The 12,799-nt window shown below is 59.6% G+C and carries 8 protein-coding genes; 5 read left to right on the forward strand and 3 right to left on the reverse strand.

The window, feature by feature from the left end; all coding sequences use genetic code 11:
- Nucleotides 1-555: 555 nt before the first annotated feature.
- The 3 genes from CA85_RS20195 to CA85_RS20205 all read right to left on the reverse strand — a co-directional run bounded on the left by CA85_RS20195 (nucleotide 556) and on the right by CA85_RS20205 (nucleotide 3,560).
- On the reverse strand, nucleotides 556-1,644 hold the full coding sequence (locus CA85_RS20195; protein WP_186775085.1) for a sugar kinase: 1,089 nt from the start codon (nucleotides 1,642-1,644) through the stop codon (nucleotides 556-558).
- Between the two features lie 121 nt (nucleotides 1,645-1,765).
- Nucleotides 1,766-2,575: an SDR family oxidoreductase gene (locus CA85_RS20200; protein WP_146393166.1), complete on the reverse strand. Its 810-nt coding sequence runs from the start codon at nucleotides 2,573-2,575 to the stop codon at nucleotides 1,766-1,768.
- A gap of 178 nt (nucleotides 2,576-2,753) precedes the next feature.
- Nucleotides 2,754-3,560, reverse strand: coding sequence for a tetratricopeptide repeat protein (locus tag CA85_RS20205; RefSeq protein WP_146393167.1), 807 nt, complete (start codon nucleotides 3,558-3,560; stop codon nucleotides 2,754-2,756).
- A 332-nt stretch (nucleotides 3,561-3,892) separates the two neighbouring features.
- On the opposite strand from CA85_RS20205, the gene CA85_RS20210 reads away from it, so the two are divergent.
- The 5 genes from CA85_RS20210 (at nucleotide 3,893) to CA85_RS20230 (ending at nucleotide 12,788) form a co-directional block, all read left to right on the forward strand.
- On the forward strand, nucleotides 3,893-5,872 hold the full coding sequence (locus CA85_RS20210; protein ID WP_146393168.1) for a tetratricopeptide repeat protein: 1,980 nt from the start codon (nucleotides 3,893-3,895) through the stop codon (nucleotides 5,870-5,872).
- A 156-nt stretch (nucleotides 5,873-6,028) separates the two neighbouring features.
- Nucleotides 6,029-7,636, forward strand: a complete 1,608-nt coding sequence (locus tag CA85_RS20215) for a ribulokinase (protein ID WP_146393169.1) — start codon at nucleotides 6,029-6,031, stop codon at nucleotides 7,634-7,636.
- Nucleotides 7,637-7,762: 126 nt separating this feature from the next.
- A complete protein-coding gene (locus tag CA85_RS20220) occupies nucleotides 7,763-9,388 on the forward strand; it encodes an L-fucose/L-arabinose isomerase family protein (protein WP_146393170.1) in 1,626 nt (541 codons plus the stop codon).
- 982 nt (nucleotides 9,389-10,370) lie between these two features.
- Entirely contained in the window at nucleotides 10,371-11,246 is an 876-nt protein-coding gene (locus tag CA85_RS20225; protein WP_146393171.1) for a PEP-CTERM sorting domain-containing protein, read from the forward strand.
- Between the two features lie 60 nt (nucleotides 11,247-11,306).
- The gene (locus CA85_RS20230) at nucleotides 11,307-12,788 is read left to right on the forward strand and encodes a hypothetical protein (RefSeq protein WP_146393172.1); all 1,482 of its coding nucleotides are present in this window, start codon (nucleotides 11,307-11,309) and stop codon (nucleotides 12,786-12,788) included.
- Nucleotides 12,789-12,799 lie beyond the last annotated feature (11 nt).

Genomic DNA, 12,799 nt, shown 5'->3' on the forward strand with positions numbered 1-12,799 from the left:
GCGGAAGACTTGCGAGGCTCAACAGTTCGCCGCCTCGTCCACCACAGAATAGCTTTCGCTGAATTCGCCATTTTTTGATGACGCGTTGCTAAATTGAGCGTGTGGCGCGTGCGGCCGGTGGGAACCGGCCCTACTTGAACGCGGAAGACTTGCGAGGCTCAACGGTTCGCCGCCTCGTCCACCACAGAATAGCTTTCGCTGAATTCGCCCCTTATTGACGACGCGTTGCTGAATTGAGCATGTGGCGCGTGCGGCCGGTGGGAACCGGCCCTACTTGAACGCGGAAGACTTGCGGGGCTCAACAGTTCGCCACCTCGTCCACCACAGAATAGCTTTCGCTGAATTCGCCATTTTTTGGTGACGCGTTGCTAAATTGAGCATGTGGCGCGTGTGGCCGGTGGGAACCGGCCCTACTTGAACGCGGAAGACTTGCGAGGCTCAACAGTTCGCCACCTCGTCCACCACAGAATAGCTTTCGCTGAATTCGCCATTTTTTGATGACGCGTTGCTAAATTGAGCGTGTGGCGCGTGCGGCCGGTGGGAACCGGCCCTACTTTAACGCTGCACTCGCGCCGAGCCGCCTTGGGCAAATGCCTCGACTTCGGGGAGCGAAGCGCGGCTGACGTCGCCGGGGAACGTTGTCAGCAAGGCTCCGTGGGCCCAGCCCAAACGCAGGGCTTCTTCGGGGCTGCGGCCATCGAGCAGCCCGTAGGTCAGGCCCGATGCGAACCCGTCACCGCCACCGATACGGTCGAGCACGTCGAGCTCGGCCGTCGGGGCGACGTACTCCTTGCCCTCGTGCCACAGCACGGCGCTCCACGAATGCCGGTTGGTCGAATGAACCTCCCGCAGCGTCGTCGCGACGGCTTTGACGTTGGGGAATTTCTCCACCGCATCGCCGATCATCTTGAAGAAGTTCTTCGGGTCGAGACCGCCCGAGGATTTCTCTTCCACGTCGGGGCCTTTGATGCCGCAGCCCTTTTGCAGGTCTTCCTCATTACCGACGAGCAGGTCCACGTTTTGAACGATCCGGGCCATCATCTCTTGCCCCTTGGACAAGCCGCCGATGGTGTCCCATAGCTTGGCACGATAGTTCAGATCGAAGGAGCGAATGGCACCGTGGCGACCGGCCGCTTCCATCATCTCGATCACGACTTCGGCGGTCGTTTCGGACAGAGCCGCGAAGATCCCGCCACTGTGGACCCAGCGTACGCCGCCTGCAAAAATCTTGTCCCAATCAAAATCACCCGGCTTGAGCATCCCGCCGGCTTCGTTGGCACGGTTGTAGAACACGACTGGGGCGCGAACGCCTTGACCACGATCGCTATACACGGTCGCCATGTTGGGGCCGCGGACACCATCATGCTGAAACTCTTTGTAGAACGGCCGCACACCCATCGCGCGGACTTGACGCTGGATCAACTCCCCGATGCCGTTGTCGACCATCGCTGTCGCCACGCCAGTGGACAAACCGAAACACGATGACAGGTTGGCGGCGCAGTTGTACTCGCCACCGGAAACATGCACGTCGAAGTTGCTGGCCGTGCGGAACGGGATCACGCCTGGATCAAGGCGATGCACCAGAGCACCGAGAGCGAGAAAATCGAGATCAGCACCGGCAGCAGGAATATTCAGAGACGCCATATGTTTACCATGTCAAACAAAAAGAGTTCATAAGCCGTCGAGGCAGCGCCCGTTGATAAGCGGTGACCGTGGCTAACGCCAACGCGGCTGATACGAAAATGAAGTTGCTATTAGCTAGAAGCTATATCGTCACCGAAGCGAACCCGCCATCGACGGCGATATTCTGACCGGTAACAAACGACGAAGCCCGGCGACTGGCGAGCCAGATCGCGGCGCCGGCGAGCTCTTCGGCTTTGCCAAATCGCTCCATCGGCGTGTGGCCGATGATCTGGCCGCCCCGTTCGGTGTAACTGCCATCTTCTTGGAAGAGCAATTTGCGGTTCTGTTCGGCGGGGAAGAAACCGGGGCTAATCGCATTGACGCGAACACCGGTGGTGGCCCATTCACGCGCCAGCCACAACGTCAGGTTGATCACGGCGGCTTTGGCAGCCGAATAGGCGACGACTCGCGAGAGCGGCGTGATGCCGGACATCGAGGCGATGTTGATAATGCTGCCGACCCCAGCGTCAATCATCGCGGGGGCGAACACTTGGCTGGGCAACAACGCACCGCCGACGAGATTCAAGTCGAACACCGTTTGCCAGGCGTCGAGTGGCAAGCCGCAGATATCACCGCCGGGAGGGATGGTGGCATCGGGATGATTTCCGCCTGCCGCGTTAACGAGCACGGTTGGCGTGCCAGCCCAAGCGACAATGCTTTCGCGAGCGGATTCGAGCGAATCACGCTGCAAACCGTCGGCGGCAAAAAACTTGGCTTCGCCACCCGCCGCCACGATCGCCTCGGCACGCGCGTTACCACGCTCAGCGTTCCGCCCGAGCACGGCTACTTTCGCACCCGCACTGCCGAGCGATTCGGCCATCTGTCCACCAAGTTCACCGGTCCCGCCGATCACCACGGCGACGTCATCACTGAGATTAAATAGATTGTTCATAGTGGCCGACAATCTAACCCTCCGGCGACACAATGGCTAGTCGTGGTTGAGCGTAGCGTGGAATCGTTTGTCGGCTCGGTTTCCTGTCAGACAAGCTGACAGGAGAACGCGTATTGATGCCGGGGCTGCGCGTATTCACGTTTCCTCATGACGGGCGGAGCCGTCGGTCGACAATGGACTAGAAGTCGAATGGATCGTCGGATCCACCGCTGCTGAATGGGTCTTCGGCATCTCCGCCGCCGGGGTTGGCAAACGGATCGCTCGAAGGGGCATCAAACGGGCTGCCCTCACCGGCTGGCTCCGCAGCCGCCGGAGCTTCGCCTTCGGCGGGGACGGCATTCTCGGCAACACCTTCGAGCACGTCGTTGGATTCAACCACTGGGTCTTGATCGAGATCATCGGCAAAGGGATCTTCGCCTGCGGGGACGGCGGGAGCCATCACACCACGCGGGCGTGCCGCAGCAGCCGGGTTATTGGCAGCAGCAGCGTCGGCCGCGGGGGCCATGTCATTGAGCGGAGCCATCCCATCGGCGGGCACACCGAGCTCACCGTAGCGAGCCTTGGATCGTGCCTGGCCGGTCGCCAGTGCGTTCAAGCGGGCGGTCTCGCGAATCTGCTCAAGCTGCAACCGCATCGGGCCTTGGATGCGGGAGATCGATCGACCCACTGAGTTACCGAAGGCTCCCGAGGCCTCCAATTGAGCACCTTGCTGGAAGCTACCTTCGGCTTCGACCTGCCGGCCGCTAGCAGCGGAGCTGAAGCCCAGGAAGTAGTAGGCACGCGGGTCACGGTATCCGTTGTCGATCGCCATGTTCAGCCACTCCGAGGCGCGGTCGTATTGACCGGCGTTGTAGGCGTGGACGCCGCGACCGTAAATCTCCGACAACACTGCCGACTGGGCATGGCAGGTGGTGGTGGATAGGCAGGCTGCCAGAGCAACCGCGCCAGCAAAAACACTAAAAATGGGGGTGGGGCGAGTTTTCATCGCAGACGAGATCCTTAGAGGAGACAGTGAACACGAGAGGCGTCTGTATCGGCAGCTTAACTTCCGAAATAACCAGTGGCAAACTTTTTGTTGGCGGCGCTGCCGGGATTTCAGGCGAAAAATTCGCATTTTGCCGGCGAGGCAAACTGCCTGGCCTCGTGATTTCCTGTCCGGCAGCGCCGCCAATGTCGTCGAAGCCGCAGGGCGGACGCAAAAAAACGGCGTTGTGAGCCCGAGGGGCAATGATTTGGTAAGGTGGAGCTGATGGTAACCAGACGGCTCCGCCCGTCTGAGCCGAACAGCTCGCACTTTTTTTGTGGATATTGCTGACGATGCCTTTCTGTCTGCCTCCTTCCAATGGGCTCTCCCGCCACCGCCTCTTGGTCGGCGTGATATTGATCGCCGTCAGTATCGGACCGGCCAGCGGAGCCGGAGCCTGCTTCGCTACACCGCCGAACGCGGGCAGCGTCAGCGAGGACGAGATCGCCCGCCTGATCGAGGGATTGGCGTCGGATAGCTACGCCGAGCGAATTCATTGCCGCGACCGTCTGATGCGGATCGGCTTGGCCGCGTTCGACCAATTGCGCGATGCTCGTAACCATCCTGATAGCGAAGTCGCGATTGTGACGCGGCGGCTGACGAGTGGTTCATGGGTCCAGTGGTCCACTCCATCCGATTCCACTGAGGTCCGGGGTCTGTTGTCCGAGTACAGTTCACGCAGCTTCACGCAGCGAAGGAAACGGATCGAGGCGATCGCGAAACTGCCGCGTGGGGACGCCTTTTCGCCGCTGTTGCGTTTGGCTCGATACCAACCCGAGCCCGTCCTCTCGAGGGCCTCCGCACTGGCCTTGATCGGGCTCGATGCACGCGCAGAAGCCTCTCTCGAGACGACCGAGGACGCCGAGCATCGGGCGAGTGACGCGGATTCGCCAATCCATCAAGAACTCGAAGCCACCCAGATCGAGGCGATCTCGCTGCCGCCCGATAGAACCAGCAGCCAGTGGCTGTTGCAGTACGCGGCCGACCTCCGCCGCGGAAGTTTGGACGTGCCGGCATGGGAAAAACTAATCGCTCAGAATCGTGAGCAACTCGCTCTCGATGAGAGCCATGCCGTGAACGAATCGAATGTTTCAGCTACCGAAATGCTCGAACTGATCCGCACGACTGCCGAGCGAGCGCTCGTCGACGGCAGGAAGGACGACGCGGTGCAACTGATCGTCGCCAACGCGGACCTAATCCCAGCGAGCACGCAGAGTCTGATCGAGATCGCGGGCTGGGCGTTGGACCATTCGCTCGACCGCGTTGTGGTGGCGTTGGAGGAGTCTCATCGCGACTTAGTTGCCAAGAGCCCGGTGCTACTCTATTCGGCCGCCGAAGCGCTCTCGCATCTGGATCGTGACGACGAGGCGACCGAACTCGCTGCCACCGCCCTGGCGATTAACCCATTGCCCGTTCCCGAAGAGTCGTCCGACGTCCACCCCCAAGTCGTCGAGTACAACGCATTGGCGCATATCGAAATCGCCACAGAGCTCGTCGAACGCGGGATGTTTCGATGGGCCGAACGTGAGTATCAACTCGTCATGGACCGGTTACCTGTCGATACGGCTGTCGCTTCATTCGCTCGTTTGCGACTGGCTGAACTCTTTGGCGAACTGCAGCGACATGCCGATGTCGTTGAAACGCTTCTCCCCCTCACCGAACGAATCGACCAAGATGATGAATTTCGTGACCGGCTGATCGAACGCCGGTTTTCCTATCCCGACGTGCAGAGCAACTTGGATTTTCACCGCGCCCTGCTGTTGATCGAGCAGGGAGAAGAGGATGCAGCCAAACCGGTGCTGCGGAAAGCCTTGGAATTGAACAAGAAGAATATTGATATCTTGATCGCGATGTATCAGCTCGATGGTGACGATGCGTGGAAGCAGTCGGTAGCGGAAACCCTCGAGGAACAGATTCGCTTTGCCCAGCTGGAAATTGATGATGCGCGAAACAGCATGCAGCGACGCGGACCAGCCCAAACCTCTGGGCTGGAGCTGGCAACACGACTCAATGCCTACGCGTGGTTAGTCAGTAACACCGAAGGCGATACCGCCAAGGCGCTGCGGTATAGCAAAGAATCGCTGCGACTGTCGCCAGGTCGCTCGGCCCTGATGGATACCTGTGCCCGCTGCTATTTCGCCGTCGGCGACCTCGAGGCGGCGGTGAAGATGCAAACCAAGGCGTGCAAGCTGACACCCCACTCACCGCCGCTGCAGCGTCAGCTCGAACAATTTCGCGACGCATTGCAAGCAGACCCCAAGCCTATAGACTAGGTTGGGATCTGCTCAGTCCCCGCTTCTTCCAGTCGCAATGCGTTGCTCGACGTGTGAGCATCGCCCGGGCAACGCCAGCGTGTGAGTGAGCCGAGACGGCGTGGGCCTGGGCCACGCCCTGCACATATTCACTCACCGACCTTCTATTCATTGCACATGACCCATCCCATCTCGCTCGGCCTCGATTTCGGTACTGAATCGGTGCGTGCCATCTTGGTCGACTCGACTGGCAAGCAGCATGCTGCGGTAGCAGTGCCCTATGCGGACGGCCAGATCACGTCGTCGTTACCCGGCGATACGAAACCGCTACCGCCGCACTATGCCTTGCAGTCGCCTCAGGACTGGATTGATTCAGCGTCCCAGGCGACCCGGGCGGCAATGGCGGAGGCGGGCATTGCTGCCAGTCGAGTGATTGGCGTGGGGGTGGACTTCACCAGCTGCACGATGTTGCCCACCACGCGTGACGGAACGCCACTCTGCGAACTGGAGTCGTTTCGCCGGACGCCGTTGGCGTGGCCCAAGTTGTGGAAGCATCACGGCGCAGTGACGCAAACGGAACGTCTCAATGAGGTGGCGATCGAGCGCAATGAATCGTTCTTGAATCGTTATGGTGGGACGATCGGACTCGAATGGTTCTTTCCCAAGCTGCTCGAGACGATCGAGGGGGCACCCGAGGTTGCAGCAGCAGCGGAGGTGTGGCTCGAAGCAGGCGATTGGTTTGTTTGGCAGCTCGTCGGCGGACCGGCGGAGTCGTTGACCCGTTCGACTTGCCAGGCCGGTTACAAGGCAATGTGGTCAGCGGATGACGGGTATCCGTCGCAACAGTATTTTAAGGCCGTTTCACCAGAACTCGCCGCCGCCGTCGAGAACTGTTTGCCCGGAGTGATGCGGTCACCGGGCGAACGGGCGGGAGCCTTGCGCGACACGATGGCCGAGCGTTTGGGTTTGAACCCGGGCACCGCGGTTTCCACCGCGATCATCGATGCCCATGCCGCCGTGCCAGGCGTCGGGGCGGGCGACCCTGGCACGCTCGTGATGGTGATGGGCACGAGCAGTTGTCACATGCTCAATTCGGAGACCCTCGCCGACATTCCCGGCGTGGCTGGGGTCGTCGAGGGAGGCATTTTGTCAGGCATGTATGGCTATGAAACCGGACAGGCAGCTGTCGGCGATGCGTTCGCTTGGCTACGAAACCTGCTCGGCTTGAAATCATTCGACTCGCTCGCAGACGCCGCCATGGGTCTGCCTCCGGGCGCCGAAGGCGTGACCTGCCTGGACTGGATGAATGGCTGCCGTACGCCCCTGATGGACGGCAACCTGCGAGGCGCGTTCACAGGCCTCGGCCTGCACCATAGCGGCGAACATCTGTATCTCGCGATGTTAGAAGCCTCCGCGTTCGGTCTGCGTTGGATCATCGAGTTACTGCGCGAAGGAGGAGTGGAGATCAACCGCTTGATCGCCACGGGCGGTCTACCCCACCACAATCGTGCGTTCATCGAAATTTACGCCGACGTGGTGGGTACCGAGATCGAAATCCACCCCTCGACACAAGCAACGGCCGTCGGCGCCGCAGTACTGGGGATGATCGCGGCCGGTTCCGACGCCAGTGGTTTCAGCGAGATTTCTGCTGCTGCCGCGGCGTTGGGAGCCGCACCTCCCGAGCAGTTTGACGTCGTGCATGCGAGACCGGACCGGACGAGCGAGTACAACGATCTGTACCGGAGATACCGATCCCTGGCCGCCGCCGTCGCCGGCGGGCTGTAAATGGCCGTTGGCGTCGTGGATCTTATGCGACATCCTATCGCAGCCTGCTAAAAAACGCGGACGACTGATTCGCTATCTACTTCACTTTTTTTCTACCTCACACCGCCCTGCCCTGCTCTGCCGCCCATGTCCACTGCATCACCAAACCCGAACACGCCGATCACACTTGTTGCTTCGGGCGACCTCCGCGATTCGGCAAACCAAGTCTGTTGGGAAGCCCAGCAAGCGATGGAAGCCCAGCTCACTGCTGCGGTCGAACGCTTTGGCCGCACGATCGTTCGCGGACACGATTTTGACGAGGCTCGCGGTCACGGCTTCATCCGTTCGCAGCGGCAAGGGATGGATATCTTTCGCGGTATCGATCCCGATGCGCCCGTGATTGTCGCCGAAGCGGTATGGCAGTATTCGCACCATGTGCTGGCAGGTTTGATTTCGCACCGCGGCCCCATCCTCACGGTCGCGAACTGGTCCGGGCAGTGGCCGGGGTTGGTGGGATTGCTGAACCTGAACGGATCGCTCGCCAAGGCTGGCGTGAAGTATTGCTCGCTGTGGAGCAAGAACTTTGATGACGATGTCTTTTTAGAGAAACTGCAGTCGTGGTTGGAAACCGGTACGCTCACGCATGACACATCCCATGTCCAGTCCTTCGACGCATCGGCGTGTGATGATCGGGCGCAGGCGGTCGGAAAAGAGGTAGCGCAGTCCTTCCAGCGTGACTACGCGATCATGGGCATCTTTGATGAGGGTTGCATGGGCATGTTCAATGCGATCATCCCCGATTCGCTGCTCAACCCGCTAGGCATTTTCAAAGAGCGGCTCAGCCAATCGGCGCTGTATCACGAAACCCGCAGTGTGTCGGACGACGAGGCACAAGGTGTCCGCGATTGGCTCGATCAAAAAGGAATGACGTTTCATACAGGGGGTGACCCAGCGACCGATCTCACCGATGCTCAAATTCTCGACCAATGCCGGATGTATATAGCTGCGCTGCGGATCGCAGACGATTTCGGTTGCGATTGCATCGGGATTCAGTATCAGCAAGGCCTCAAGGATCTCTTGCCGGCGAGCGATTTGGTCGAGGGCATGCTCAACGACTCGGTGCGGCCTGCGGTGAAGTCACGCGACGGGGCCCGCGAGCTTTTTGCAGGGCGCCCCCTGACTCACTTCAACGAAGTCGACGAGTGTGCGGGCGTCGATGGGATGCTGACCGACCGCGTCCACCGGGCCTTGGGTCAACCTGTTGAAAACACGCTGCATGATTTGCGCTGGTCCGACCGCGATCCAACCGGCACGGTCGATGACGAGGTCTGGGTGTTGGAGATCAGCGGCGCCGTGCCCGCGTCGCACTTTGCTGGTGGCTGGGCCGATGCGGAAGGCTTTCGGCAACCGCCGATGTATTTCCCCAGCGGCGGCAGCACGGTGCGTGGTGTCTCGAAGCCGGGGGCCGTCGTGTGGTCACGGATTTTCATAGCCGACGGACGATTGAAAATGGACATCGGCCGGGCCACGGCAGTGGAATTGCCGGCTGAGGAAACTCAGCGTCGCTGGGATAGCACGACCCCGGTGTGGCCGGTCATGCACGCGGTGCTGCACGGCGTGACCCGGGATCAGATGATGGCCCGCCACCACGCTAATCACCTCCAAGTCGCCTATGCCCAATCGGAAGCGGAAGCCGACCTCGCCCTGCAGGCCAAGGCAGTCGCCGCAGCGGAACTTGGAATCGAGGTATTCCAGTGTGGTGGCGTGAAGTAGGTTGGGACTGGTCGGCTCAAACGCAAAGCTATTGAGTGTTTGGGTTGTATTCCGTTTTGGTTCTTGACGCCAACGGCGTTCATCACCGTAGCCTATGGAATCGCCCTGCGGATTATCCCTGGAACCGGATCCCCCGGAGGCTTTGAAAACACATTTTTGATCATGGATGGTCAACCGGAAAACGGCGTTTTCAGGAATGTTGACGAGATTGCCACCGACAACGTCTACCGTTCGCCAAGCGATCTCCTCGATGCTCGGATTGTTCAGACGATGTGATTTCAATTCATAGACAGTCCCGAAGAGGGGTAGTCGATCCGATTGAGTTTCCTGCTGGTATTCTTGCATTACCCGCAAGACATCTGCCAATCGATTGCTCGACACATGCTTGTCGACGAAGGTTAGTTGATCGACCGGACGTTCCATAAAACGTGTCACATGTCGCCGGACGCCCAACAGCCAACTCGAGCAGCAACACCAGAATGTCCAGCCACAGACCGACAGGAACGCCATGCCGACTGCCGACTTGTCGCGATCGAATATCACCTGGCAGAGTGTGGCGGCACCTCCGAGGAAAATGATCACCAGCCAAATCGCTCCGTTGGCCGCTCACTGCCGTTTGATCGCCTTCATCGATCCCATGATTTCGATCTGTATCCGTGGTGGCGGCACTGAGGGTCGCAACCGAGGCGACCTGGATAGCCAGCAATTTCTCGACTGGCTCCTGCGAGACACCCCTCCCCGGTGCAGGCCGCGGTCAACCCAGGGGTCGGAAATTCTTGACGCGAGAACGATTTCTGCTTGAGCCTGGTTACCGAACGACTACGCTAAGGAAGCGTTGCAGGTGGAATAATACGCTCATCGCGTGTTCAGCTGTCTAAGGCAAGGACCGCTTGCCGATTCACGAGAGTGAGCAGACCTGCTGGTGCGTCGTTGCGGTGCTACCGTACCTTGGATAGAGATACCAACTGGAAGTTTGATCGTCATGAAGAAGTTATTCGTTTTGCCGCTCTCGTTGGCGCTGGTTTTGATTCAGGGCAACTTCGCGGGGGCCGCGGTGACCACTGAAATCGATTTTGAGTCGAGACCCCTCTCCATGGGTGGCGGTCTGCCGACCGATGATGAGGCGCTCACGGGCGCCTACGTTGATTCCAATGGCATAACGACCCGATTTGGACTCGATTTGAATGGTGATGGTTTGATCGATCCCGATCCCGGTGTCTTCTTTGAGGCCCATGGCTCCGAAATCGGAGGCACAAACGGGTTTGCATTTGATACCGGCGGGAATGATGTCTATGACGTCGGACGGGATGGCACCGCCGATGGGCAGATTGGCAATTTCCTGCTCCGCGCCAACACACTCGATGGTAGCGTGCAGAACGGGACGTTTCTTATCCAGTTCGGTGGTTCGCAGACGCATGTCGTCACGGGCACCTTCGGTGATATTTGGGATATCGACGGAAGTCTAACGCAAGGCCCAGCCGGCGGTCCGGGGTCGGAGCAGTATCTTGTCGAAGCCTTCGATTCTAATGGGAATCTGCTGGCGTCCGAGCTATCGCCTGAGGGAACGACCTTCGACGGGTCGAGTGACCCCAACTCTCCAGACTTCGGCAACGATGGATTGCCTTGGCGTTATTCCTTCAGTGGGTTTAGCCAGGGCATCGATCATCTGACGATTTCCTTCACCGGCACCAAGATAGAAGGCATCGGCTTGGCCTTTGACGGTGGAAGCATCACCACGGCGGTCGCCATCCCCGAACCCTCCGCAGTCGCCCTGACCGGCGCGGTTTCCTGCCTGTGTTTTGGGGTGAGTCTGGTTCGTCGACGCCGTCGGCGCTCTGCAGATCAAGTTGCCGGCTGATCGAGCAAAAGTTAGAATAAGGTTCGTATTTCTCGGTGTCCTTGATCCATTGGCTCCGTCATGAGCGAACCCACCACCCACCAACAGACCCGTTGGACGCAGGCGATCGATCGAGCGTTGGAAAACATGACCGACGTCGAAGCGTCCGTCCAATTTCACATTCGTCGCGCTGCCATTCGAAGACGTCGGCATGAGCTCGGTATCCTGCGGCCCACGTCAGAGGAACCCGCGTGGACTGCGAAGCACGAGTCGCTGCTGGGGACGATGCCGGATCGCGAAATTGCTGCGCAAACGGGTATCAAGTCCTATTGGGTTCGCAAGCGGCGAATCGACTTGCAGATTCCTCCGTATCAGGTTCCCGAGGCGATCGATGCGACGCAGCAACATCGCCCACCGCATCGCTGGACCGCGAGTGAGGAAGCACTGCTCGGAACCGAGCCTGATACAGTCATCGCGCACCAGCTCGACCTCACACCTTCCATCGTGACCAACCACCGCAACGCCTTGGAGATTGAGCCTTATCGCCGGGGCGGTGAAGTCGAATGGACGCCGGGGATGCTACGGATGCTCGGGGATGTGCCCGACGGGACCTTGGCCCGCGAGTACGGCGTGGCACACAGTGCCGTGAAGCTGCGGCGCATCGAGGAAGGGATCCCTCCCTTTGGCCGAGCCACGATGGATCCCGATCCGGAATTGCCGCTCGACGTGATCGAGCTGGTAGGGAAAGAAACCGATCAGCGGCTCTCGAAGACCTATGGCGTTGCCCGTTACAAGATCCGGATCTATCGAGCCCTGCATGGCATCGACCAGGCGCCTCCGATGGATCGTTTCGCGCACCACTGGACCGAGCAAGACGATCAGTTACTTGGCACCGCTTCGGACCGGCGTGTTGCGGCCAAGATCGGCGTCAGGCCGCAGCAGGTGATGTACCGGCGAGTTCAACTGGGGATCCCCTCACCGGGTAAGAAATCCAGTTTGCGATGGACAAAGAAACGGATCGACCAATTGGGGCGTGATCCAGATCACGTGCTGGGCAAGCAGTGGAACGTCTCCCCGAGCGTGGTCCGCAAGAAACGAGAGGAACTCGAAATCGAGCCATGCAAACGCCGCAGCCAAGAGCTATCCGTCGAAGCCCGCGAGCTGCTCGGGACGGTGCCCGATAATGTCTTGGCGAAACAGTTTGGCTTCTCACCGACATTTATTCGCAACGCCCGCAACGACGCGGGGATTGCTCCCTGCCGAAGCACAGCGCCCTTCATCTGGAAAAAGAAAAATCTTAAGCGACTCGGACGGGTACATGATGATGTGCTCGCACAGGAACTCAGCCTGTCCCCTGAATTCATCGCACAAAAACGTCGCGCACTCGGCATCGCCGCCTTTCGACGTGTGAACAAGGTCGATTGGAACGATCCTAAGATTCGCAAACAGCTCGGTGTCATCAGCGATGCTGAGCTGGCGAGAAAACTCGGGGTGACCTCCGGAGCGATTTTGTCCAAACGCAAGGCCCTCGGAATCCCAGCCTGGAAACCTCCCAAGAAGTGAACGGGACTGAG

This window comes from Allorhodopirellula solitaria (assembly GCF_007859855.1).
Classification (GTDB): Bacteria; Planctomycetota; Planctomycetia; order Pirellulales; family Pirellulaceae; genus Rhodopirellula; species Rhodopirellula solitaria.